20 protein-coding genes and 1 riboswitch are annotated in these 23,034 nt (G+C 70.5%); of the genes, 10 read left to right on the plus strand and 10 right to left on the minus strand.

Annotated elements, in window-relative coordinates; genetic code table 11:
• The first annotated feature begins 4 nt into the window (after nt 1-4).
• From ACX80I_RS04520 to nagA, 6 genes are read left to right on the plus strand one after another with little or no spacing between them, the layout of a single operon-like run.
• Nucleotides 5-961: an ROK family protein gene (locus ACX80I_RS04520; protein WP_459343952.1), complete on the plus strand. Its 957-nt coding sequence runs from the start codon at nt 5-7 to the stop codon at nt 959-961.
• Entirely contained in the window at nt 961-1,965 is a 1,005-nt protein-coding gene (locus ACX80I_RS04525; protein ID WP_459343953.1) for a 1-phosphofructokinase family hexose kinase, read from the plus strand. The genes ACX80I_RS04520 and ACX80I_RS04525 overlap by 1 nt, the downstream gene beginning before the upstream one ends.
• Entirely contained in the window at nt 1,956-2,810 is an 855-nt protein-coding gene (locus tag ACX80I_RS04530) for a class II fructose-bisphosphate aldolase (RefSeq protein WP_459343954.1), read from the plus strand. Before ACX80I_RS04525 ends, ACX80I_RS04530 begins: the two co-directional genes overlap by 10 nt.
• A gap of 10 nt (nt 2,811-2,820) precedes the next feature.
• Nucleotides 2,821-3,615 (plus strand): DeoR/GlpR family DNA-binding transcription regulator, encoded by a 795-nt coding sequence (locus tag ACX80I_RS04535; RefSeq protein ID WP_459343955.1) that lies wholly within the window; start codon nt 2,821-2,823, stop codon nt 3,613-3,615.
• 34 nt (nt 3,616-3,649) lie between these two features.
• Nucleotides 3,650-4,423, plus strand: coding sequence for a glucosamine-6-phosphate deaminase (nagB, locus tag ACX80I_RS04540; protein WP_459343956.1), 774 nt, complete (start codon nt 3,650-3,652; stop codon nt 4,421-4,423).
• A complete protein-coding gene (gene nagA / locus ACX80I_RS04545; RefSeq protein ID WP_459343957.1) occupies nt 4,420-5,568 on the plus strand; it encodes an N-acetylglucosamine-6-phosphate deacetylase in 1,149 nt (382 codons plus the stop codon). The genes nagB and nagA overlap by 4 nt, the downstream gene beginning before the upstream one ends.
• 65 nt (nt 5,569-5,633) lie before the next feature.
• Here nagA and ACX80I_RS04550 read toward each other — a convergent pair whose 3' ends face one another.
• From ACX80I_RS04550 to ACX80I_RS04585, 8 genes are all read right to left on the minus strand, one after another.
• The gene (locus ACX80I_RS04550; protein ID WP_459343958.1) at nt 5,634-6,638 is read right to left on the minus strand and encodes a nitrilase family protein; all 1,005 of its coding nucleotides are present in this window, start codon (nt 6,636-6,638) and stop codon (nt 5,634-5,636) included.
• A gap of 171 nt (nt 6,639-6,809) precedes the next feature.
• The gene (locus tag ACX80I_RS04555; protein WP_459343959.1) at nt 6,810-7,814 is read right to left on the minus strand and encodes an ABC transporter substrate-binding protein; all 1,005 of its coding nucleotides are present in this window, start codon (nt 7,812-7,814) and stop codon (nt 6,810-6,812) included.
• A 49-nt stretch (nt 7,815-7,863) separates the two neighbouring features.
• Nucleotides 7,864-9,264: an NtaA/DmoA family FMN-dependent monooxygenase gene (locus tag ACX80I_RS04560; RefSeq protein ID WP_459343960.1), complete on the minus strand. Its 1,401-nt coding sequence runs from the start codon at nt 9,262-9,264 to the stop codon at nt 7,864-7,866.
• An 8-nt stretch (nt 9,265-9,272) separates the two neighbouring features.
• Nucleotides 9,273-10,373, minus strand: a complete 1,101-nt coding sequence (locus ACX80I_RS04565) for an LLM class flavin-dependent oxidoreductase (protein WP_459343961.1) — start codon at nt 10,371-10,373, stop codon at nt 9,273-9,275.
• Nucleotides 10,370-11,197 carry a DUF1684 domain-containing protein gene (locus ACX80I_RS04570; RefSeq protein ID WP_459343962.1) on the minus strand — a complete coding sequence of 276 codons (828 nt, stop codon included), beginning with the start codon at nt 11,195-11,197 and terminating at the stop codon, nt 10,370-10,372. The genes ACX80I_RS04565 and ACX80I_RS04570 overlap by 4 nt, the downstream gene beginning before the upstream one ends.
• A 93-nt stretch (nt 11,198-11,290) precedes the next feature.
• On the minus strand, nt 11,291-12,268 hold the full coding sequence (locus tag ACX80I_RS04575; protein WP_459343963.1) for a transporter substrate-binding domain-containing protein: 978 nt from the start codon (nt 12,266-12,268) through the stop codon (nt 11,291-11,293).
• A 53-nt stretch (nt 12,269-12,321) separates the two neighbouring features.
• Nucleotides 12,322-13,140, minus strand: a complete 819-nt coding sequence (locus tag ACX80I_RS04580; RefSeq protein WP_459343964.1) for an amino acid ABC transporter ATP-binding protein — start codon at nt 13,138-13,140, stop codon at nt 12,322-12,324.
• Nucleotides 13,137-14,204 carry an amino acid ABC transporter permease gene (locus tag ACX80I_RS04585; protein WP_459343965.1) on the minus strand — a complete coding sequence of 356 codons (1,068 nt, stop codon included), beginning with the start codon at nt 14,202-14,204 and terminating at the stop codon, nt 13,137-13,139. The genes ACX80I_RS04580 and ACX80I_RS04585 overlap by 4 nt, the downstream gene beginning before the upstream one ends.
• 296 nt (nt 14,205-14,500) lie before the next feature.
• On the opposite strand from ACX80I_RS04585, the gene ACX80I_RS04590 reads away from it, so the two are divergent.
• Nucleotides 14,501-16,495: an FAD/NAD(P)-binding protein gene (locus tag ACX80I_RS04590; RefSeq protein ID WP_459343966.1), complete on the plus strand. Its 1,995-nt coding sequence runs from the start codon at nt 14,501-14,503 to the stop codon at nt 16,493-16,495.
• A gap of 35 nt (nt 16,496-16,530) precedes the next feature.
• Entirely contained in the window at nt 16,531-17,049 is a 519-nt protein-coding gene (locus ACX80I_RS04595; RefSeq protein WP_459343967.1) for a GNAT family N-acetyltransferase, read from the plus strand.
• A 182-nt stretch (nt 17,050-17,231) separates the two neighbouring features.
• Here the strand turns inward: ACX80I_RS04595 and metE are convergent, their stop codons facing one another.
• Nucleotides 17,232-19,607, minus strand: a complete 2,376-nt coding sequence (gene metE, locus ACX80I_RS04600; protein WP_459343968.1) for a 5-methyltetrahydropteroyltriglutamate--homocysteine S-methyltransferase — start codon at nt 19,605-19,607, stop codon at nt 17,232-17,234.
• Between the two features lie 52 nt (nt 19,608-19,659).
• On the minus strand, nt 19,660-20,571 hold the full coding sequence (locus ACX80I_RS04605; protein WP_459343969.1) for a methylenetetrahydrofolate reductase: 912 nt from the start codon (nt 20,569-20,571) through the stop codon (nt 19,660-19,662).
• Between the two features lie 96 nt (nt 20,572-20,667).
• Nucleotides 20,668-20,779: riboswitch (SAM riboswitch) on the minus strand.
• A 253-nt stretch (nt 20,780-21,032) separates the two neighbouring features.
• On the opposite strand from ACX80I_RS04605, the gene ACX80I_RS04610 reads away from it, so the two are divergent.
• Together ACX80I_RS04610 and ACX80I_RS04615 are read left to right on the plus strand one after the other, a co-directional pair.
• On the plus strand, nt 21,033-22,397 hold the full coding sequence (locus tag ACX80I_RS04610) for an MFS transporter (RefSeq protein WP_459343970.1): 1,365 nt from the start codon (nt 21,033-21,035) through the stop codon (nt 22,395-22,397).
• Between the two features lie 158 nt (nt 22,398-22,555).
• On the plus strand, nt 22,556-22,981 hold the full coding sequence (locus ACX80I_RS04615; protein WP_459343971.1) for an ArsR/SmtB family transcription factor: 426 nt from the start codon (nt 22,556-22,558) through the stop codon (nt 22,979-22,981).
• The last annotated feature ends 53 nt before the right edge of the window (nt 22,982-23,034 follow it).

Raw genomic sequence — 23,034 nt, forward strand, 5'->3', positions numbered from 1 at the left:
GCCCATGCCCCCGAACGCGCACCCCGCGCCTGCGGGGCCGGCCGATCCCGGACCCGCGGTCCTGGCTGTCGACGTCGGCGGCACCGACACGAAATCCGCGGTGATGGATCGGGACGGCAGCCTCCACGGAATCGCCCGTGTCCCCTCGGCCCACGACGAGCGACACCCGGGTGACGTGGTGGTGGAGCAGGTCGTCGAGCTGGCCAGGACCTACACCGCCCGATACCCCGACACAGGAATCCGCGCCCTGGGCCTGGTGGTCCCGGGACTCGTGGACGACGCCGCCGGCGTGGGGCTCTTCGCCAGCAACTTCGGGTGGGACCGCTACCCGTTCCGGGATCGCGTCAGCGAGGCCACCGGGCTCCCTGTCGCCTTCGGTCACGACGTGAGCGCCGCGGGAGACGCCGAGATGCGCGCGGGTGCGGGGTTGGGAGCCGACGACGCCGTCGTCCTCATCATCGGGACGGGAATCGCCGGCGCGGTGTTCAGCGGGGGGCGCCCCGTCCGCGCGGGCGGCTACGCAGGGGAGATCGGCCATGCCCAGGTCCCGGGCGGGCTGCCCTGCCCCTGCGGTGCGTCGGGCTGCCTGGAGACCATCGGATCGGCCGGTGCCATCGCGCGCCGCTACACCTCGCGCACCGGTCGCGCCGTCTCCGGCGCGCGTGAGGTCCTGGCGGCCGGCCAGGCCGGGGACGAGGACGCCCGCGAGATCTGGTCCGACGCCGTGGAGGCCCTGGCCTTCAGCATCCGGCAGCTCGTCGCCATGATCGGCACCGAGACGGTGATCCTGGGCGGTGGACTGGCGCAGGCCGGACCGGCCCTCCTGGAGCCGCTGCGCCGGCGGCTCGAGGAGGACATCTCGTTCCTTCGGATGCCGCGCCTGACGACGTCCCTGCTCGGCCAGGACGCGGGCCTCATCGGCGCCGCCCTGCGCGCCCGGGACCTCGTGGCGGTCCGCTGATGGCTCCGGCACCGGTCCTGACCGTCACCCCGAATCCGGCGCTGGACACCACCTACAGCGTGCCGGCCCTGCACCCCGGCCACTCCCACCGTGTTGCACCCCCTGTCGTGAAGGCAGGCGGCAAGGGGCTGAACGTCGCGCGCGTGATCCACCAGAGCGGGTACGGGGTCCACGCGGTCCTCCCCGTCGGCGGGGCTCCAGGGGCCATCCTCCGGGCCGACCTCGCGGGAAGCGGCATCCCGCACTCCCTGGTGGACGTCACCCCGCCCACGCGGCGGAGCATCGCGATCCATGACCGGGCCACCGGCGCCGCGACCCTCCTGAACGAGGAGGGCGGGGAACTCGCGGCCGACGAGTGGCGCCGGATCTCGGACGCCGTCCTGCACCGGCTGCCACAGTCCGGCTGCCTGACCGCCTCGGGCAGCCTTCCCCCTCACGCCCCGCAGGACTTCTACGCGCGCCTGGTCGAGGAGGCACGGCGCGCGGGCTTGCCGACGATCATCGACACGTCCGGACCCGCCCTGCTGGCCGCTGCCCGCGCCGGGGCCACGGTGCTGAAACCGAACCACCATGAACTGCTCGAGACCACGGGCGAAACCGGCCCGGAACGGGGAGCCAGGGCGCTGCTGGCCCTCGGCGCCGGGCTCGTCCTCGTGAGCCAGGGCGAGGAGGGCATGCTCGCCTTCGCGGCCGACGACCGGGAGGGCTGGCACGCCCGCTTCCCCACGGTGCTCGCCGGCAATCCGACGGGCGCCGGCGACGCCGCCGTGGCCGCCGTGGCGGTCCTGCTCGCCCAGGGTTCCACCAGCGTCCCGGACCTCCTGCGCGCCGCGACGTCCTGGTCCGCCGCGGCCGTCCTGATGCCGACCGCCGGAGTGCTCCACGAGGAGTATCGCGTCATGGCGGACGCCGTGGTCCTGCGCCGCCTCGGCACTCCCCCGGGTCCGGCACGGACCCCATCGACGGTCGAACGCCCGACAGACGAGGATGCCCCATGGGACTGACCCCCACCCGCACGCTGATCGACGCGGCCGTCGCCTCCGGCGGCGGACTCGGCAGTTTCAACGTCCTGCACCTCGAGACGGCCGAGGCCATCGTCGCAGGAGCGGAAGCCGTCGGGCTCCCGGTCATCCTCCAGATCTCGCAGAACTGCGCCGCCTACCACGGCGCGCTCGAGCCGATCGCCGCAGGTACCGCTGCGGTAGCCCGGGCTGCCCGGGTTCCGGTGGCCCTCCACCTGGACCACGCGGAGGACGAGCGGCTGGTGTACGAGGCGTTCGACCTCGGGTTCGGATCGGTGATGTACGACGGCGCCCACCTGCCCTTCGAGGACAATGTCGCCACCACCGCGCGGGTCGTCGAACATGCCCGTGCCGCGGGCGTCTTCGTGGAAGCCGAGCTCGGGAAGGTCGGGGGCAAGGACGGCGCCCACGCCCCGGGAGTACGGACGGATCCCGAGGAGGCGGCTGCTTTTTTGGGAGCCACCGGAGTCGATGCCCTGGCGGTCGCCGTCGGATCCTCGCACGCGATGCTAGACCGGGGCGCGGCCCTGGACCTGGACCTGATCGCACGCCTGAAGTCCTCGGTCTCCGTACCGCTGGTGCTCCACGGCTCCTCCGGGGTGCCCGACGACGTCCTCGTCCAGGCCATCCGCGCGGGAATGACGAAGATCAACGTCTCCACCCACCTCAACGGGTTCTTCACGCGGGCGGTACGCGAGGTGCTCACGGCCCGGCCCGACCTCGTCGACTCCCGCACCTATGTCGCGGCGGGGCGCGACGCTCTTGCAGCAGAGGCGGCGCGCCTGCTCGCGCTTCTCGCCCTGCGCCCGTCCCGAGCGAACGCCTAAGGTTGAGCAGGTGGAAAAGACCGAAAGACTGAACGCCATCCTCGACCTCCTCGCGGCCGAGGGGACGGTCCTGGTCGACGACATCGTCACCCGCCTCGCGGTCTCCCCTGCCACGGCCCGGCGTGATCTCGACAGCCTCGCCGCCCAGCGGCTGCTGACGAGGACGCGGGGCGGAGCGACCATGGAGGCCGTCGCCTACGACCTGCCCACCCGGTACAGCCGCGACGACCACACGCTCCAGAAGCAGGCGATCGCGCGGGTCGCCAGCACGCTCGTACCGAAGGGTGCCGTGGTCGGCCTGTGCGGCGGGACCACCAGTACGGCGATCGCCCAGTTCCTGGGCATGCGACCGGACCTGATGGAACCGTCCAGCAAGCCCGCCCTCACCGTGGTCACCAACGCGATCAACATCGCGGCCCAGCTCGTGGTCCGGCCGAACATCCGGATCATGGTGACCGGCGGTGTGGTCAACCCGCGGTCCTACGAGCTCGTGGGGCCCTACACGGACGTGATCCTCCAGCGCGTCGCCCTCGACTTCGCGTTCATCGGCGTCAACGGGCTCGACCCGGACATCGGACCGACCGTCAGTGACGAGGGGGAGGCGGAGGTCAACACCCTCATGGCACGGCGGGCCTCCGAGACCTTCATCGTCGCCGACTCCTCGAAGATCGGCACCCGCGCGTTCGCCACGATGACCGGCTACAGCTTCACCAACCTGATCACCGACAGCGGTATCACCGATGAGCAGAAAGCCGCATTCGAAGCCGGCGGAACGAAGGTCATCGTGGCACCGGAGCACACCTGACGTCCTCATTCCCCTGCACAGATCGGAGTCCACGATGCGTGTCGTCATCCTCGACAGCGCCGAGGACATCGGCGCCTTCGGTGCCGGCGTCATCCTCGACGGCGTGCGCAGCGGCAGGATCCACACGCTCGGCGTCGCCACCGGGTCCTCTCCGCTGGCCATCTACCGCGCGCTGGCGGACCAGTGGATCCCCGCCCTGACCCGGCTGAAGACCTTCGCGCTGGACGAGTACGTCGGCCTCCCGGCGGATGATCCCCAGAGCTACCGGTCGGTGATCCGGCAGGAAGTGACCGACCGGCTCCGCCTCGACCCGGCCAACGTCCATGTCCCCGACGGCTGCGCAGCCGATCTGAACGCCGAGTGCGAGCGGTACGAGGCGGCGATGGCCGCAGCGGGGGGTGTGGACCTGCAACTGCTGGGCATAGGGCGGAACGGGCACATCGGGTTCAACGAGCCGAGCTCCTCCCTGTCCTCGCGCACCCGGCCGAAGACACTGATGGCAGCCACCCGCAGGGACAACGCCCGCTTCTTCTCCGACCCCGACGACGTCCCCCGCCACTGCCTCACCCAGGGGCTCGGCACCATCCTCGATGCCGCCGAGGTGCTGCTCGTCGCCCAGGGCTCGGCCAAGGCGGAGGCGGTACGCGCAGCACTCGAGGGGCCACTGACCAGCATGTGCCCGGCGTCCGTACTGCAGCTGCACCGCCGGGCGACCGTGGTCCTGGACGAGGAGGCCGCGCAGCATCTCGCGCTGCGGGAGTACTACCTCGACACGGAGAGGAACCGGATCGAGGGCATCCGCGCGTGAGTACCGTCGCGTTCCACAGCACCACGAAGATCGACGCCGACGGCGAGACCCCCGACTTCTGGGCGGTGACCGAGGGGAGGACGATCACCGCCACCGGCACGGGCACGGGGTGGCATGGGCACGCCGCGGACACCGTGATCGACGGCACCGGGCACGTCCTCACCCCCGGATTCATCGACCTGCACGTACACGGCGGCGGCGGTTCCAGCCACGAGGACGGCCCCGACGCGGTGCTGCAGTCGCTCGCCGCCCACCATCCGCACGGGACCACACGCGCCGTGGCGAGCCTGGTCTCCAACCCCCTGGGGCAGCTGGAGCGCTCGCTGTCCGGCATCGCCGACCTGACCGAGACCCACCCCCTGCTGCTCGGCAGCCACCTCGAGGGGCCGTTCCTGTCCGTCGGCAAGCGCGGCGCCCATAATGCGGACTACCTCACCGATCCCTCCCCGGACAGCGTCGACCGCCTGCTCGAGGCTGCCCGCGGCACCCTGCGGCAGATCACCCTCGACCCGGAGCGCGCCGGCGCCCTGCAGTCGATCGGCCGCATGACCGCTGCGGGCGTCACCGTTGCCCTCGGCCACACCGAGGCGGGGTACGAGCAGTCCCTCTCCGCATTCCGCGCCGGCGCCACCCTCCTCACCCACGCGTTCAACGGCATGCCCGGCCTGCACCACCGCGATCCCGGGCCAGTCGGTGCCGCCCTCGTGGGAGGAGCCTGCCTCGAGGTGATCCTCGACGGGCACCACGTCCACCCCGCCGTCGCCGCGATGCTCTTCACCCTCGCCCCGCACCGCATCGTCCTGGTCACCGACGCCATGGCCGCCGCTGCCGCACCCGACGGGCACTACGTGCTGGGCGGGCTGACCGTCGACGTCCGGGACCGGGTCGCGAGGCTGCAGGGCAACGGCTCACTCGCCGGATCCACGCTGACGCTCGACGCGGCACTGAGGAATGCGCTCGCCGCCGGGGTCCCCGCGGTGGCGGTCATCGAAGCCCTCACCCTCACGCCGGCGCGCGTCCTCGGGCTCTCGGGGATCCTCGGCCGGGTCCGGCCCGGCTTCGCGGCCGACCTCGTGCTCTTCGATGCCGCCTGGAACACCGCGTCGGTCCTCGCCGACGGCCGGTGGCTCTACCGGGCGGCGTAGTAGCTACGCCCCGGCTGCGTCCCCGCCGTCAGGGCAGTTCAGTCCCGCGGCTCAGTCCCGTGCCCTCAGTCCCGCGGGTCTTTCACCTGGAAGGACATCGGCACCGGCGAAGCGGAGTGGCGGGCGGTCCTGGCATCCCTCTCCAGGCCCGAGGGCTGCGTCAAGATCGAGTACAGCTCCGGGCGGCGCCCCAGGAGCCAGCGCCGGCCGGTGGCCAGAGGCAGCAGCTCCAGATCCAGGTCGGCCGTGACGACGGCGGTGTCCGCGACCGGCGTCTCGGCGATGATGCGGCCGTAGGGGTCGAGGATCATGGCGTTCCCGGTCCGGATCTCGTCGTCGTCGGGCCCGATACCGTTGCTGAACAGGACGAACAGGCCGTTGTCGTGGGCGCGGGACGGCAGCCAGCGCATCAGCCACCCGCGCCCGGAGGGCCCGTTGACCGCTGCCTCGAGCGCTTCCGGATCCTGATAGCGGTTGTCCCAGAGGGACCGTGGGAGCGGGCGCATGCCGTGGGGACTCATCGATCGTGTGCCGCCGGTCTGATGGGGCGCGAGAAGAACGGTGGCCCCCAGGAGCGCGACGGCCCGTACGTTCTCGACGAGGTTGTTGTCCCAGCAGATGAGTATCCCCATCCGCACACCCCAGGGCGTGTCGAAGACGGTGTACGAGTCCCCGCTGGAGATCGCTTCGTGCTCGAACGCATGGAGCTTGCGGTGCACGTGCACGCTGCCGTCCGGCAGGCACACGGCGTAGGAATTGTAGAGATGATCCCCCTCCGCCTCGAGGAATCCCACACCGATCCCCAGCCCCAGCTCGCCGGCCAGCCGCTGCACCTCGGTGACGGCGGCACCGTCGCGGCGCTGGGCGAGTTCCCGCAGGCGGTGCGCGGGCTGTCGGGTCAGGTGCCAGTACCCCAGCAGGCACAGCTCCGGGAACACGATGATCTGCACACCGTCGGCGGCCGCCCGGCGGGACAGGTTCCGGACGGTCTCCAAATTGGCGGCCACGTCATCAGGGACGGCTTCGAACTGGACGACGGCGGCCCGGAGCGTCGAGGGAGCATCGTTCATCGGTACCTCGCTGATACTCGTGGGTCCGGGTCCCTCGACGCCTCGTCGGTCCGGGGGATCCCGCTGGGGATCCAGTCAACCAACCCGGAGGTGTCCCGTCCATCAGCGGGGTGAGGAAAGGGTGGCTCTGCAGTTGATGCAGGACCACCCTTCCTCCTGGCCGGCAGGGACTCAGGAACCCAGTCCGGGCGGGTTCAGCTCGGACTTGTCGATCGCCTCGGTGGTCAGGCCCCAGCGGTGCAGGATCTTGCCATAGGTGCCGTTGTCGATCAGGTGGTTCAGCCCCGACTGCGCGGCCGCGGCGAAACCGTTGCCCTTCTTCGTGGCCACGGCGATGTTGGCCTTCTTCGGCCAACCGCCGTCGACCAGGCCCACCAGCTTGGTTTCGCCGTCGGCCCGGGCCTTGTAGGCGCCCGTGGCGTTCGGACCGAAGGACACGTCAGCCCGGCCGGACTGCAGGGCCAGCGTGGACGCCGAGTCGTCGTCGTAGTACTGGAAGTCGACCGGCTCCAGCCCGTTCTTCGTGTTCTCGGCGTCCCACTCCAGCAGGATCTTCTCCTGGTTCGTCCCGGAGCCCACGATCACGCGAAGGCCCGCAACGTCCTTCGCCTCCTTGATCTCGCTGACCGGGGAATCGGACGGAGCGTAGAAGCCGAGCAGGTCATTGCGGTAGCTGGCGAAGTCGAACTTCTGCTTGCGCTCCTCGGTGACCGTTACGTTGCTGATCACGGCCTCGTACTTGCCGGACTCCACGCCGAGCGGCCAGTCGGCCCAGGCCACCGGGATCACCTCGGCCTCCAGGCCCAGTGACTCGGCGAGCGCGTAGGCGATGTCCACCTCGTTGCCGATCGCGGTCGTGTTGTCGGTCGCGTAGAGCGCCAGCGGGGCGGCGAAGGGGCTCACGGCCACACTGAGCTTGCCGTCCGCGCTGACCTCCTCCGGCACCAGGGCCTGCGCGTCGGCGGAGGCATCGGATGGAAACCGGTCCTGCTCCGGCGAGAGGTTGAATTCCTCTGCGGAGGAAGCGGAGGACGCCGAGGACGCGGCGTCCGCCGGTTCCGCCGCCGAGCCCGGATCGGCGCAACCGGCCAGGCCCAGCAGGGCCGGGCCGAGCAGGGTGACGCCGAGCAGTGCACGAGGCCGGGAGCGGCGGGGTGAGGGAGCGGTGCTGTTCATGGTGCAGGCCTTCCGGTCTGTCAGTTCGATGAGTAGGTGGGTGCGTGGGTCAGCGGACGGCGGGTTCGCCGGCTGCGGCACGCTCCGGGACCGCGAGGCCCAGGTTCTCGCGCAGGGTGGTCCCCCGGTACTCCGTGGGGTAGACCCCGCGTTCCTGCAGTTCGGGGACCAGGTGGTTGACGATGTCGTCGAGTCCGGTGGGGATCAGCCAGGGGGAGATGTTGAAGCCGTCCACGGCACCGACGCGCGCGTAGTCGGCCAGCGTGTCGGCCACCTCCGAGTACGAGCCCACGAAGGAGGCGTCCGACCGCGCGGCTTTCGCGCGGACGAACTGCAGGATGGTCTGCCCCTTCTCCGCCGCCTCCTGGCGCCACTGCGCGGTCAGTTCCACGGCCTTGGCCCCGTGGAAGCCGCTGCCCCGGGTCTCCGAGGTCTCCTCGACCGCCGGGTCGATGTCCGGCAGCGGACCGTCCGGATCCCAGCCGTCCAGCTGCCGGCCCCAGAACTGCTCGAGGTAGGCGATGGCCTGCTGCGGCCCGATCTGGAGTTCGCGGACCCAGGCCTTCTTCTCCGCTGCCTCCGCGCTGGTCGGGGCCAGGATGAATTCGCTGGCGGGCATGATCTTCACGGCGTCGGCGGGACGCCCTGCGTGGAGCGTGCGCTCGACGATGTCGGCGCGGAAGGCCACGGCGGCGTCGAACTGGGGGTGGGCGGAGAAGATGACATCGGCCTGCCGCGCCGCGAAGTCCCGCCCGGCAGGGGAATCCCCTGCCTGGAACAGCACCGGGTGGTGCTGCGGGCTGCGCGGCAGCCGAGGGGTGTAGTCCACGGTGTAGTGCTGTCCTTCGTGGTGCACGCGGCGTACCGCTCCGTCCGCTGCTCCGTCCGCCGGCCGGTTCCCGGCCGTCCCGGCGACGGTGTCCGGGGCCCAGGAGTCCCAGATGGCCTTGGCCGTCCGCACGAACGCCTCGGCATGGACGTAGCGGTCGGCGTGGTCCAGGTAGCCGCCGCGGCGAAAGTTCTCCCCGGTCCAGGCGTTGTCGGTCGTCACCATGTTCCATGCGGCACGGCCGCCGGAGATCAGGTCCAGCGAGGACAGGCGGTGGGCCAGGTCCGCCGGGTCGTTGTAGGTGGTGTTCTGGGTGGCCGCGAGCCCGATGTGGGTGGTGATCGAGGCCAGCGCGGCGAGCATGGTCTGCGCGTCCGGCCTCCCCACGACGTCCAGGGCGTGGGGCCTGCCGAGGTGTTCCCTCAGGCGGAGTCCTTCACCGAGGAAGAACGCGGCGAACAGTCCACGCTCGGCCGTCTGCGCGATGCGGCGGAAGGACTCGAAGTCGGTCTGGGAGCCGGATTCGGCCGCCTTCCAGATCGTGCCGGAGTTGACTCCCTGGAAGAAGACACCGAGCTGTAGCGTGCCCGATGGAGTGAAGGCGCTGCTGTGCTGTGGCATGGGATCCCCTAGTTTCCGGCGGTGGTGGACGGGTGGGCGTAGCGGCTGGCCGGGCGTGGAAGTCCCAGCAGGTCACGGAAGGTGCTGTCCTGGAGCGGTGCGCGGAGTGCGCCGCGGCGCCTCAGTTCGGGCAGGACCCACCGGGCGAGTTCGTCCAGTTCCACGGCGAGCGACGCCGGGTGCAGACGGACGCCGTCGGCTTCCGCGAGGAGCGGTTCGAGGAAGTCCACGAGGTCGGCTGCAGAACCGACGTACCGTGCGCGGCCGCTCGCCGGACCAGTGGCCCGTTCTCCGGCGGTCTGACCTCGGGCGTCCAGGACGACGTCGAGCTCGCCGACGATCGCCACTGCTGCTCCCAGTCGGTGCCGGACGTCCCGGATCTCCGCGATCAGCAGTTCGGGCGTCGGAGCGGAGACGAGCACGGCATCGACGGCGTCCGCCGGGACCTGCCCCGTCCCCACGATGGAGGCGGGAGCAAGGATGGGCAGCTGTCCTTGGAGCGGTCGGGGGATGAGGGACGGGCCCTTGATGGAGTAGGGGGCGCCGAAGCCCGCCGGGGTCTCGTAGTCGACGTAGTGCAGCTTGTCCGCATCGATGTACCGGCCCGTGGCGACGTCGCGGATCACGGCGTCGTCCTCCCACGAGTCCCACAGGCGGCGGGAGACTTCGATCGACGCGGCAGCCTCCTGCGCCAGGTCGGTGCCGCTCACGTTATCGCGGCCCACGGCAGCTGCCGTCTCGGGGAATTCCGCTGCCGTTGCGATCCACCCGGCACGGCCACCGGAGACGTAGTCGAGGCTGGCCAGCTGCGTGGAGACGTGGAACGGCTCGGTGTAGACGGTGTCCACCTCGGGAACCAGCGCGATGGTCCGCGTGACCGGTCCGGCGTAGGCAGCGCGCTGCAGGGCGTTCGCACGGCCGGCACGCGGTGGGTCGGCGAAGGTCGCCACGTGGAACCCTGCGGATTCTGCGGCGAGGACGGCTTCAGCCAGGCTTGCAAAGCCTTCAGTACGTCCGAACTCCGTTCCGTCCCATCCGGCTCCGTCGAGCTCGATGGCCAGGAACCCGGCCCTGGCTGCTGTCGCGGTGCGGTCGTCGATTGCGCTCACTGCTGGTCCTGACGCTCGTAGGGGGTTTTCTCGCCGGCCTCGACGGCCACCGGCAGCCGGTTCTCCGCCGGTGGCAGCGGGCAGGTTGCGAGGTCCGTGTAGGCGCAGGGCAGGTTCACGGCCCGGTTGAAATCCAGCTGCACGGACCCGTCCGCGGCCGGGACCACGGACAGCGAGCGGTTGGCGGCATAGGTCGTGCGGCCGGACGTGCGGTCGGTGAACAGCACAAGGAGCGATCCGGGGGCGAAGCCGTTGAACGCCGTCAGGGTCAGTTCCTGGCCGGCCAGCTCGAAGCGGATTTCGCCCGGCGCTTCGTAGACGTGCTGGATGCCTTCGACGGCGGCTCCCACCGTGGTGGGGCGGGGTTCGGGGAACGGCACGAAGGTGCCGGTGACGGAGAACTCGGGGTTCGGTGCGTAGGCGGGTGTCCCGCGGTAATCGCGCAGCAGGGCCGCGTGCGGACTGCGGGGCCTGACGATGTACTCCCCGCCACGCTTGGCAACCTCGATCACCGAGTCGCCTGCGACGAGGTCGATCCCGCCCCGCTCCTCGATGGGGCCGAGGAGGATCGCAGTGCCGGCCTCCGTGTTCAGCTCCTGCCCGTCGCGCTGCAGGCTCTCACCCGGCTCCAGGACGATCCGCACGGCGTCGTCCTCGACGCTCCACGCGCCGGGGGCACCATCCAGCCGGACGGAGGTGTTGCCCAGCCAGTGCAGGTGGGTGACGGCAAGGAAACCGTGCGGGTGGGCGCGGTGGCGTTCGTGCGCAGCGTGCCACTGCTCCCAGGCGGCGGTGAAGGGCGGTATCTCAGTGTGCGTAGGCATGGTTGCTCCTGCTGGGATGGGCGGCGGCGCTCCCGGTTCCCGGGTTCCTCAGGTGAGGAATGATGTCCAGGACCTGGAATTTCATGGCCGGTCCTACTTGCCGAAGTTCGCGGCGTTCACCACGGTCGATTCGGGGATGGCCTCGTCGGCCAGGCCCCAGCGCTCCAGCACCTCGGCGTAGCTGCCGTCCTCGATGGCGGAATTGATGGCAGCGGAGAGCGGCTCGGCCAGGCCGTTGTCGCGCAGCGTGGTGGCCGCGACCAGGGTCTCCGACGGCCAGCCGGCGTTGACCTTGCCGACAATCTTCAGGTCGTCCCGGGTGTTCTCCCGGTAGGTGGCGCTCGGGTACGGGGAGAGGTTGAGGTCCAGCCGGCCGGAGGAGAGCGCCAGGATGGTATCCGCGTCGCTGCCGTAGTACTGCAGTTCGGCGGGGGCCTTGCCGGCGTCCTCGAGCTCCTTGTTCCAGGCCAGCAGGATCTTCTCCTGGTTGGTCCCGGAGCCGACGGCGACCTTCTTGCCGGAGATGTCCGCGGACCCGGTGACGGTGAGGTCCGAGTCCTGGCGGGCTTCGAAGGCCATGAACGCGGCACGGTACGGGGCGAAGTCGAAGAGCTGCACGCGGTCCCCGTTGATGCCGACATTGGAGAACACGGCTTCGAAGTCCCCCGACTGCGTCTTCAGCGGCCAGTTCTCCCAGGAGGTGGCCTGCAGGTCCAGTTCGAGGCCGAGCTTGTCGGCGACCAGCTGGGCGATGTCGGTCTCGTTGCCGATCACGGTCTTGTCGTCCGTGGCGTAGACCGACAGCGGGACCGCGAACGGGCTCACCCCGACGGTCAGCTTGCCGTCCTCGGCGATGTCGGCCGGGACCTGCGCGGCGAGGTCGTCGTCCTTCTCCGCGCGGACGCGGTCCTGCTCCGGCTCCAGGTTGTAGACGATGCCGTTCTCGGCCGGCGCGGCCGACTCACCGGTTCCGGACGCTGCCGCTTCCGGGTCGGCGCAGCCGGCCAGGGCCAGGAGGACGAGGGCTGCGGCGGACAGTGCCGGAAGCCGGCGAGGCTCGAGAGATTTCATGGGTGTTCCCCTTGCTTGCGGACGGAATGCGGGATTCGGGAGGTTCTTGGAGTTCAGAGGTTGAAGGCCGGTTCGATGACCTTCGAGAGGAAGGCCTTGGTGCGCTCGTGCTGCGGGGCGCCGAAGATCTGCAGCGGGGTGCCCTCCTCGACGATCTGCCCCTGGTCCATGAACACCACGCGGTCGGCCACGTCGCGGGCGAAGCCCATCTCGTGGGTGACGACGATCAGCGTCGTGCCCGAATCCGCCAGGCTGCGGATCACGTCCAGCACCTCACCGACCAGTTCCGGGTCGAGCGCGGACGTGGGCTCGTCGAACAGGACGATCTTCGGATCCAGCGCCAGTGCCCGGGCGATCGCCACGCGCTGCTGCTGGCCACCCGAGAGCTGGCGCGGGTAGACGTCGACCTTGTCCGACAGACCGACGCGTTCGAGCAGCTCCAGGGCGCGTGCCCGTGCCTGGGCGTGCGGGCGGTGCTGGGCGTAGACCGGGGCTTCGATGATGTTCTCGACGGCGGTCAGGTGCGGGAAGAGGTTGAAGTTCTGGAACACCATACCGATGTGGGTGCGCTGGGCCAGGATCTCCTTCTCCCGCAGCTCGTGGAGTTTGCCCCCGCGTGCCTTGTACCCCACCAGCTCACCGTCCACGGAGATGTGGCCGGCGTCGACCTTCTCCAGGTGGTTGATGGTGCGCAGGAGGGTGGACTTGCCCGACCCCGAGGGACCGAGGATCACCACCACCTCGCCCGGCTCGACGGTGAGCGAGACACCGCGCAGCACCTCGACCTGGCCGAAGGACTTGTGCACGTCGCTGATCTCGACGAGTCCGCGGGTGGCGGCTGCAGCGGCGGCCGGACGGGCTGGCGAATTCATCGTGCGACCTCGGATGTCTTGGCGTGGGTGGAGAAGAAGCGCCGGACCCGCTGCAACGGGGTCGGCGGCAGTGTGCGCACGGCACCCTTGGAGTAGTGGCGCTCGATGTAGTACTGGAAGACGCTGAGCACGGAGGTGATCACCACGTACCAGACGGTGGCCACCAGCAGCAGGGGCAGGACCTGCTGGGTGCGGTTGTAGATGACCTGCACGGTGTAGAACAGCTCCGAGTAGGCCAGCACGTAGACGATCGACGTGCCCTTGACCAGGCCGATGATCTCGTTGAAGGCCGTGGGCAGGATGGACCGCATGGCCTGCGGCAGCACGATCCGGGTGGACCGCCGCCAGGCGGGGATGCCCAGTGCCGCAGCGGCCTCGAGCTGGCCCTGGTCGACGGCGAGGATGCCGCCGCGGATGATCTCCGACGAATAGGCGGCCTGGTTCAGCGTCAGCCCCAGGATGGCGGCGGCGAACTGGCTGATCAGCGTGGTGGTCTGCACCTCGAAGAACCGCACGTCGGTGAACGGGATCCCCAGCGAGATCTTCTCGTAGAGGTAGCCGAGGTTGTACCAGAGCAGCAGCTGCACCAGGAGCGGTGCGGAGCGGAAGATCCACGAGAACGTCCAGGACACCGAGACCAGCAGCGGCGAGGAGGACAGCCGCATCAGCGCCAGGATGAAGCCCAGGACGAAGCCGAGGGTTCCGGCGATGGCCGTCAGTTTCAGGGTCTCGCCCAGGCCGCGGAGCACGGACTCGGCGGTGAACCACTGCGCGACGACGTCCCATTCCCACCGTGGGTTGGTCAGCAGCGACCACAGGACCGCACCGACGAAGAGTGCCACGAGTGCCGTGCCGGCCCAGCGCCAGGGGTGGCGGGCGGCCACCACGGGATACCCGGAGTAGTCGCGGGCGGGGCGGGAACCGGTTCCGCCCGACGGCGGAGGGCCGGCGGACCCGGTGGGGTCCGGGGGCAGGGCGGCGTCCGGGGCCGAAGCCGGGGGCAGGGCAGCGTCCGGGGCCGTCGTCTCCGGGCGGGTCTCACTTCTCGGTGCTGCGGCACTCATGCGCCACCTCCCTCTCGTCCTGCGGCCTTACGGTGCAGCCGGCGTCCGGATCCGAAGGAATCGGGCCGGTGGCCCGAACCTAGAACAGGGAGGGCGGCGCCCCCAAAACGGGGTTCACGTGGAGTAAACCGGCGACGTATTGGGTCCGCCGGGCGACCTTCCAGGACGGTTCATGACCTCTCATTGCGTAATGTTTCGGCCGGTGAAGGCGGGTTACCGACCCCCTGCGGCAGCTCCCCGCCGGCTCCTAGGATGGGCAGGACCGCGGGCCCGAATGCTGCCCGGGAAGGAGCACCATGACGATCGACAGCGTGCCGGGCGGACCGCACGATGGCCGGAAGGCCGCCGTCGTCCTCATCGGCGGCGGTCCGCGGGCGGCCCTGATCCTGGAACGGCTCGCCGCCAACCGGCCCGGGCTCTTTGCCGGCCCTCTGGCGGTGCACGTCGTGGAGCCGCACCGGCCGGGCTCCGGCCGGATCTGGCGGCGTGACCAGAGCCCGCTGCTGATGCTCAATTCCCTGGCCGCCGACGTCACCATGTTCACCGACGAGTCGGTGCAGTGCGCCGGTCCTGCTGTCGCGGGGCCCGGGCTCGTCGACTGGGCGCGGGGCGTCGTGGACGGCACCATTTCGGACGTGGAGGTGCCGGATGAGGACCTGCGCCGGCAGCTGCGTGCCCTCCTCCCCACGACGTTCCCCACGCGCCGCCTGCAGAGCCTGTACCTCGAGTGGTTCTTCGCCCGGGCCGTCCAGACGCTCGGTCCGCAGGTGCCGGTGACCGTCCACCGGGACCAGGCCGTGGAGGTGGCGGCCGACGGCGCCGGTTACCGCGTGGTGCTGGCGTCGGGCGCCGTCCTGCGCGCGGACGTCGTGGTGGTGACCGTCGGCCATACCGATTCGGAACCGGAGCCCCGGTCCGTCGCCTATGCCGGCTTCGCCGCCCGGCACGGCCTGTTCCATGCGCCGCCGGCCTGCACGAACGACGTCGACTTCTCCGCCCTGCGCCCCGGGCGGGAGGCCATCGTCTCCGGCATGGGGCTGGCGTTCATCGACCTGGTGGTACTGCTGATGGAAGGCCGCGGCGGCCAGTTCGTCGACGCGCCCGGCGGCACCCTCCGGTACATCGCCTCCGGGAACGAACCGGTGCTGTGGGCCGGGTCCCGCCGGGGCGTCCCGTATCGCTCCAAGATCAGTTCGCTGCTGCGCGGTGAACCGGCCGGTCCCCCGCGCTACCTGACCGCCGGCGCCGTCGCCGTACTGCTCGAGGTGCACGGCCGGCTGGATTTCTGGCAGCATCTGTGGCCGCTGCTGGCCAAGGACGCCGCCTTCGGCTACTACCGCGAGCTGTTCACCGGGCACCCGGAGCGGGTGGCGCTGCCCTGGTCCGACTTCCTGCCCCGTTTCGACGCCGCTGACTGGTACTCGGACGATCGGCGCACACTCGTGGACCAGGCCGTCCCCGCCGCGGCGGACCGGCTGGAGCTCGAGGAACTCGACCATCCGCTGGCGGGAATGCACTTCCACGGCCCCGGGGAGGTGCAGGACACCGTGGCGGACCACATCCGCGAGGACCTGCGGCTGCGCGATGGCGGTGCCAATTCGGAGACCCTCGGGCTGTTCCTGGGGCTGTTGTACGTGTACTTCGAACTGGGCCGGCTGGTGCCGATGGACGCGCTCACACCTGCCTCGCGTCCGCTGGTCAGCGGCTGGTGGCACGGCTTCTTCAGCTACGTCGACTCCGGCCCACCGGCCCGCCGGCTGCAGGAACTGCTGGCGCTGCACGAGGCCGGCTTTGTCAGGTTCCTCGGTCCCCAGCTGCAGGTGGGCACCGACGAGGAAATCGGACTCTTCACGGCGTCCTCCCCGCAGGTGCCCTCCACCGTGACGGCGAGCGCGCTTATCGAGGCCCGGCTGCCCGGCCCTTCCCTGGCCGGCTCTGCGAACCCGCTGCTGCGGTCACTGTGGGAATCGGGCCTCGGCTCCGAGGAACGCACGGGCAGCGAGGCGACGGCTGGCGGCACCGGGAAGGTGCTGGTCGATTCCTCGTCCCGGCTCGTCGCCGCGGACGGCAGCACCCGGCGGGGCCTGTACGCCGTCGGGCCAGCGGCTTCCGGCTGGAACGGCGGGGCGTTCTCCCGCCCTTCCAGCAACGCCGCTCCGTTCCGTGACAGCGATGCCATGGCACGGAGGATCCTCACCGACCTGATGGAACTGCCCGATCCCGCTCCGGAGAGCTTCTCCAGCGCCCGGCTGGCCGCCAGCATCACCCAGCTCCACTCGTCCCTGACCTGACCCGAACCTGAGCCGACCTCACCCGAAGGATCCTGATGACGAACTCCCTGCCCCTCGGGGCCTTCCCGGAACTGACGGTGCTGCACCTGCCGCTGGAGGATTCCCGCGTGCAGCCACTCGTGGACGGACTGATCGAGGAATACGACAGCAGGTACGGGACCCTGTTCGGTGGCGCCGGCAAGGAGATGCGCCGCTATCCCGCGGCGGAATTCGCCGCGCCGCACGGCGCACTGCTGATCCTGCAGGAGGAGGGGCAGACCGTGGCCGGAGGGGCCTTCCGCCGGTACGACGAGCAGACGGCCGAGCTCAAACGGATCTGGACCCACGCCGAGCACCGCCGTCGTGGCCTGGCCCGCCGTGTGCTGGCCGAACTCGAGGCGGAGGCCGAGCGTCGCGGCTACCGCCGGATCTACCTCACCACGGGTCCGCGCCAGCCGGAGGCGAAGAATCTCTACCTCGCCACCGGCTACCGCCCGGGCTTCGACCTGGCCGCCGATCCGGAGACCGTTCTGCACCTGGCGTTCACCAAGGACCTGGCCGCCCCGCAGGAGTAGCGAAGCTGAGCCCCGACCCCGGGGTGGCGGAGCCGAGAGCCCAGCCACCCGGGTGGCGGAGCTGAGCCCCGCCACCGGGGCGGCGGGGCTGGCCCCGGGTAATTCCGTGGTCTGGTGGGTTCCCGGGCAGGACTCCCGCTGGTCCTGCCCGGGGGCAGGACCAGCGGGAGTCCTGTGGGACGTCAGGAACGCGTCAAGGCCCGCTCCGCCGTCGAGAGGCTGACGCTCTCGCGCGCAGTCCTGGTCGCGGCGACGAGGTTGCGCAGCGAGAGGACCGTTTCGTCATAGCCGCGGGTCTTCAGGCCGCAGTCGGGGTTGATCCACAGCTGCTGTGCCGGGAGGGCGGCCAGAGCCGTGCCGATGAGACCGGCGATCTCCTGTTCGGAGGGCACGCGCGGTGAGTGGATGTCGTAGACGCCTGGGCCGATTCCGCGGGAGTAGCCGAAGCGGGCCAGGTCCGCGACGACCTCGAGCCGGGAGCGGGCCGCCTCGATGCTCGTGACGTCCGCGTCCAGCCCGTCGATGGCCGAGATGACCTCGCCGAATTCCGAGTAGCACAGGTGCGTGTGGATCTGGGTCCCGTCCCCGGCGCCGGCGGTGGCGAGCCGGAACGCACGGACGGACCAGTCCAGGTATGCCCGGTGGTCGGCCGAGCGGAGCGGCAGCAGTTCGCGGAGGGCGGGCTCGTCCACCTGGACGATGGCGATACCGGCGGCCTCGAGGTCGGCGATCTCGTCCCGCAGGGCCAGCGCCACCTGGTTGGCCGTCTCGCCCAGCGGCTGGTCGTCGCGGACGAAGGACCAGGCGAGGATCGTGACCGGGCCGGTGAGCATGCCCTTGAGCGGGCGCTCGGTCAGCGACTGCGCGAAGCTGATCCACGGAACCGTGAACGCCTGAGGACGCGACACATCCCCCCACAGGATGGACGGACGTGTGCAGCGCGACCCGTAGGACTGCACCCACCCCTGCTCCGTGGCGGCGAAGCCGTCGAGGTTCTCCGCGAAATACTGGACCATGTCGTTGCGCTCCGGCTCGCCGTGCACCAGCACGTCCAGTCCGAGGCCCTCCTGCAACCGCACCACGTTCGCGATCTCCTGGCGCAGGAACTGCTCGTACTCCGCCGGCGAGATGCTGCCGCTGCGGACCGCGGCGCGGGCGGCGCGCACCTTGCCGGTCTGCGGGAAGGACCCGATGGTGGTGGTCGGCAGCAACGGCAGCCCCAGCCGCTCCTGCTGCACCGCTGCCCGTCGCTCGGCAGGGCTGCGGGTGAAGGCATCCTCGATCAGGCCGCCGGTGCGCGTCCGGACCCGGTCCACCACGACGCCGTCGAACCGCGCCCGGAGGTTCAGTGCCTCCTCCGCCTCCTGGAGTTCCGCGGCGACGGCCGGGCGTCCCCCGGTCAGGCCGCGCGCCAGTACCACTGCCTCATGCACCTTCTGGTCCGCGAAGGCCAGCCAGGCCGGCAGGTGCTCCGGCAGCCCAGTCTCGGCCTGCACGTCGTGCGGCACGTGCAGCAGGGAGGTGGACGTCGCCGTCGTGACCGCTGCTCCCGTCTCCTGCTGCAGGTCCTCCACCGCCCCCAGCGAGACCCGCAGGTCGTTGCGCCACACGTTCCGGCCGTCCACGACGCCGGCAACCAGACGGGTGCCGCCCAGCGCCTGCAGTGCCTCGGTGGAGGGCCTGGCTCCCCGGACCAGGTCCGCATGGACTGCCTCCACGCCCGCGGCGGCGAGCACGGCGAGCGCCTGGCCCGGCCTCGCCGGATCGCCGGCGGTGCCGTAGCCGGTGGTGACCAGCAGGGCCGGCCGTCCCGCCGTACCGGCCAGTTGCCGGTACACCCGCTCCACCAGCCCACCCGGTGCTGCCAGCTCGCCGCCGCGGTCGCCGACCAGGCCCGGCTCGTCCAGCTGCACCCACTCGGCCCCCGCTTCCGCCAGCGACGCGAGGATGCCCGCGTAGGCCGTCACGGCATCGTCGATCCGGTCCAGCGGGTCGAAACCGGCGGGTGCGCCGTCCTCGGGCTTGGCCAGCAGCAGGTAGGTCACGGGGCCCACGAGCACCGGGCGCAGCACGGCGCCGTGCTCGCGCTGCCGGCGGACGATCGCGGTCAGGCGGTGCGCCACCGCGGCGAACGGTGTCCCCGGACCGATCTCGGGCACCAGGTAGTGGTAGTTGGTGTCGAACCACTTGGTCAGCTCCAGCGGCGCGCGGTCGCCGTCGCCCCGGGCGAGCGTGAAGTAGCCGGCGGTGTCCACGGAACCGTCCTCCCCGGCCAGGTCGGCGAACCGGGCCGGCAGCGCTCCCAGCGCCGCGGTCGCGTCCAGGACCTGGTCGTAGAGCGCGAAGTCGGCCGGGATGGAGGAATCCCCGCAATGCAGTCCCAGTTCCACGAGTCGGGCGACAGTGCGGTCCTGCAGCTGGTCGGCGGCCTGCTGCAGTCCGGCCTCGTCCAGACGGCCTGCCCAGTAGGCCTCGACGGCCTTCTTCAGCTCCCGGCCGGGCCCGATGCGTGGGTAGCCGAGGATCGTGGCGGCGGGGAAGGTGTTCTCGGTGCTCATGGTGTTCTCCTCTGGAAGGTGTGTCGGGTCGTGGTTCGGATTGGGGGCACGCTCAGGCCGGGACGGCGGCCGGCGAGCGCGCCGCCGGCAGGTCGATCTCCTCGATGACCGCGATGGACGCGCGATGGTCGTTGAAGGTGTAGAGGTGCACGCCCGGGGCCCCTGCCTCGAACGCCGCCCGGGCCAGCACGGCCGCTGCCCGCACGCCGATCCGCCGGCGTTCGGCCTCGCCCGAGGCGGTCTCCAGGCGGTGCAGCAGGACAGGGTCGGGACGGACGCCGGTCATTCCGGCCAGCCGTTCGAGCCGGCGGATGTTCCCCAGGGGCATCACCCCGGGGATGATCGGGATGGTGACGCCCGCGGCCCGGGCCGCGGTGAGCAGGCGGACGTACTGGGCGGGATCGAAGTACACCTGCGTGATGGCGAAGTCGGCACCGGCGCGCTGCTTGGAGACCAGCACCTCGACGTCGTGCAGGAACGACGGCGATTCCGGATGCCGGTTCGGGTAGGCCGCCACCCCCACCGCCAGCCGACCGCCGGCGAGGGTGGCCACGTGCCGGGCCTCGACCTCCCGGATCAGTTCCACCAGGAACTGGGCGAAGGGAAGCTCGCCGCGCAGTGCTTGCGGGTGCTGCGGCAGGTCTCCGCGCAGGGCCAGCACGCCCCTCACCCCCAGTGCGACGAGCTGCCGTACCAGCAGGTCCAGGCTCGCCCGTGTCTCTCCCTCACAACAGAGGTGGGCCAGCGGGCGCAGCCTGGTGTTGCTGGTCAGGTGCCCGATCAGCTCCATCGAGGCCCGGCGCCTCGCCGGCGTGCCGCTGTAGGTCACCGAGACGTAGTCGGGATGGGTGGCCCCGAGTTCGTCGATCGTCCGCAGTACGGCCTCCCCGGCTTCCGGGGTGGCCGGCGGATACAGCTCGTAGGACAGCGACGGCGGTACCGCTGCCCGTTTCTTCAATGTCATCCCCGCTCCTCGGTAGGTCCGAGGGAGTGCACCAGGATGCGTGCCGGAAACCGGCGATCCCGGCGTGCCGGGACCGCTGGTGGGTGCGCTGATGCATGTCCATCGGTTCTGGCATTAGCACCGGTTCCACTGCTCTCCCGAGGGGAGGGCAGTGGAATGGTTGCTGCGGCGTCAACAAGCCAGATCTCTCGGCCGCTCTTGATGGTTGGTGGGATCACTGTAAGCGGCGCTCCGGCCCGGGGTGCAGAACGTGCGGCGACAAGGCGCCGCATGACGTTCCGGGTCGCCGGCTTCGTCACATACCGCATCCCTGGCGACATATGACGAACCCGCGTCATCCGGTCATCCCGGATCATCCCAGGGCCGAACCCTATCCCCCATCGCCTCCGTTGTGTTCGTACGTGCGTAATGATGCACGTATAGTGAAGGAACTTGTTCCTGCACGAGACGGGCTTCTCCTCATGCTTTCTGTACTGCGTTACTCGGCGTATCGCAATCTCTTCACCGCGCAGGTCGTCGCCCTGCTCGGGACCGGCCTCCTCACGGTCGCGCTGGGCCTGCTCGCCTTCGATCTGGCCGGCGGGCGGGCCGGCGCCGTGCTCGGCACGGCCCTGACGATCAAGATGATCGCCTACGTGTTCGTCGCCCCGGTGATGGCGGCCCTGGTCGAGCGCCTGCCCCGAAAGGGTGTCCTCGTCGGCGCGGACCTGGTGCGCGCGGCGATCGCCTTGAGCCTCCCCTTCATCGATCAGGTGTGGCAGATCTACGTCCTGGTGTTCATCCTCCAGTCTGCGTCGGCGACCTTCACCCCGGCGTTCCAGGCGCTGATCCCCGTGGTCCTGCCGGAGGAGAAGGACTACACCAAGGCCCTGTCCCTGTCCCGGCTCGCCTACGACCTCGAGGCCCTGGTGAGCCCGCTGCTCGCCGCGGCCCTGCTGACGGTGATGAGCTTCCACAACCTCTTCGTCGGCACGATGGCCGGATTCCTGGTCTCCGCAGCGATGGTCCTCGCCACCCGCCTGCCGGCCGTCCCCGCGGCCCAGCAACAGGGTTCCCTGCTGCACCGCACCACCCTGGGCACCCGGATCTTCCTGCGCGAACCCTCCCTGCGCGGATTGATGGCCCTGAACCTCGTCGTCGCCACGGCGACGGCCCTCGTGCTGGTGAACACCGTCGTCTACGCCCGGGACCTGTTCGGCGGAACCAACACCGACGTCGCGATCGCTCTGGCGTTCTACGGGGCAGGATCGATGCTCATCGCGTTCGTCGCACCGCGAGCCCTGGAACGCATGCCGGACCGCACCTTCATGCTCCTCGGTGGCGCCGTCCTGACGGTCGGACTGCTCGCCGCGGCGTTCCTTGCCTCCACCGAGGGAAGCGGCGCGGAACCCTCGGGCACTTCGTGGGTACTCTTCCTCGGGCTGTGGGTCGTCCTGGGCATCGGCACCTCCATGATCAGCACCCCGTCCTCGCGCCTGCTGCGCCGGGTCGCCACCTATGACACGCGCAGCTACCTGTTCACCGCCCAGTTCTCCCTCTCCCACGCCTGCTACCTCCTCGCCTACCCCCTCGCCGGGTGGGTCGGAGCCGCCGCCGGCCTGAGCGTCGCAGCCATCGTCCTCGGAGCACTCGCCCTCATCGGCACGATCACAGCACTGATGCTCTGGGCCGCTCCCCGACCGGCAGCCTCAGCTACAGGCGCTGGTGCAGACAGGACCGATGTCGCCGCCACGGCCAGCACCGATACACACAGCAAATCAGCAGCACCGGCACCAGCAGCTCCCCGTCCAGGGGGAACGACGCGTGGTGGTGGGCGGGGGCAGTAACGTGAACCGTGACCAGGACAGAGGCCCGGACAGTGACCAGCACAGTGGCCAGGACGATGGCCTGAACGGTGATGTGGAGAAGAAGTACACCGTGCGGACATCGGTGTTCGGTCTGAGGTACCGGTACGAGCCGGGCGACAAGGGGGGCGAGGAACATCATGAACACAGCACCGGCTGACCCGCCGACGGGTCCTGCCGCCGCCCTTCATCCGGTGATCGAGGAGGACACCGACCAGTTCCGTCAGGTGGCGCCGAGTCTTGTCCACCCCGTCGAGCCGGATGCTCAGCGCCTCGAAGCGGGTGCGTCGACCTTCCGGATGCTCTCCGATCCCACCCGCCTGCACATCCTGTGGATCCTCACCCAGGGGCCCGCGGACGTCGGGACGATGGTCGCCGCGACCGGGGCGAACCGCACCGCGGTCAGCCAGCATCTGGCCAAACTCCGTCTCTCCGGGCTCGTCTCGACCCGCAAGGACGCCCGCAACGTCATCTACAGCATCATCGACGGACACCTCACCCGGCTCATCCTCGAAGGGATGAACCACGCGGACCACCGCGTGACCGGCGAACCCACCCACGAATAAGACAGAACGAGGCGCGACACGGCCGCCGGCTGTCGCCAGATGCTGGCAGTCGG

It is taken from the genome of Arthrobacter rhamnosi, from assembly GCF_054510855.1.

What these genes read in the sequence shown, in the direction of transcription:
- ACX80I_RS04520 (WP_459343952.1), top strand. Translation starts at nt 5, where the DNA reads ATGCCCCCGAACGCGCACCCCGCGCCTGCGGGGCCGGCCGATCCCGGA.
- ACX80I_RS04525 (WP_459343953.1), top strand. Translation starts at nt 961, where the DNA reads ATGGCTCCGGCACCGGTCCTGACCGTCACCCCGAATCCGGCGCTGGAC.
- ACX80I_RS04530 (WP_459343954.1), top strand. Translation starts at nt 1,956, where the DNA reads ATGGGACTGACCCCCACCCGCACGCTGATCGACGCGGCCGTCGCCTCC.
- nagB (WP_459343956.1), top strand. Translation starts at nt 3,650, where the DNA reads ATGCGTGTCGTCATCCTCGACAGCGCCGAGGACATCGGCGCCTTCGGT.
- ACX80I_RS04550 (WP_459343958.1), bottom strand. Translation starts at nt 6,638, where the DNA reads ATGAACGATGCTCCCTCGACGCTCCGGGCCGCCGTCGTCCAGTTCGAA.
- ACX80I_RS04555 (WP_459343959.1), bottom strand. Translation starts at nt 7,814, where the DNA reads ATGAACAGCACCGCTCCCTCACCCCGCCGCTCCCGGCCTCGTGCACTG.
- ACX80I_RS04560 (WP_459343960.1), bottom strand. Translation starts at nt 9,264, where the DNA reads ATGCCACAGCACAGCAGCGCCTTCACTCCATCGGGCACGCTACAGCTC.
- ACX80I_RS04570 (WP_459343962.1), bottom strand. Translation starts at nt 11,197, where the DNA reads ATGCCTACGCACACTGAGATACCGCCCTTCACCGCCGCCTGGGAGCAG.
- ACX80I_RS04575 (WP_459343963.1), bottom strand. Translation starts at nt 12,268, where the DNA reads ATGAAATCTCTCGAGCCTCGCCGGCTTCCGGCACTGTCCGCCGCAGCC.
- ACX80I_RS04580 (WP_459343964.1), bottom strand. Translation starts at nt 13,140, where the DNA reads ATGAATTCGCCAGCCCGTCCGGCCGCCGCTGCAGCCGCCACCCGCGGA.
- ACX80I_RS04585 (WP_459343965.1), bottom strand. Translation starts at nt 14,204, where the DNA reads ATGAGTGCCGCAGCACCGAGAAGTGAGACCCGCCCGGAGACGACGGCC.
- ACX80I_RS04590 (WP_459343966.1), top strand. Translation starts at nt 14,501, where the DNA reads ATGACGATCGACAGCGTGCCGGGCGGACCGCACGATGGCCGGAAGGCC.
- ACX80I_RS04595 (WP_459343967.1), top strand. Translation starts at nt 16,531, where the DNA reads ATGACGAACTCCCTGCCCCTCGGGGCCTTCCCGGAACTGACGGTGCTG.
- metE (WP_459343968.1), bottom strand. Translation starts at nt 19,607, where the DNA reads ATGAGCACCGAGAACACCTTCCCCGCCGCCACGATCCTCGGCTACCCA.
- ACX80I_RS04605 (WP_459343969.1), bottom strand. Translation starts at nt 20,571, where the DNA reads ATGACATTGAAGAAACGGGCAGCGGTACCGCCGTCGCTGTCCTACGAG.
- ACX80I_RS04610 (WP_459343970.1), top strand. Translation starts at nt 21,033, where the DNA reads ATGCTTTCTGTACTGCGTTACTCGGCGTATCGCAATCTCTTCACCGCG.
- ACX80I_RS04615 (WP_459343971.1), top strand. Translation starts at nt 22,556, where the DNA reads ATGAACACAGCACCGGCTGACCCGCCGACGGGTCCTGCCGCCGCCCTT.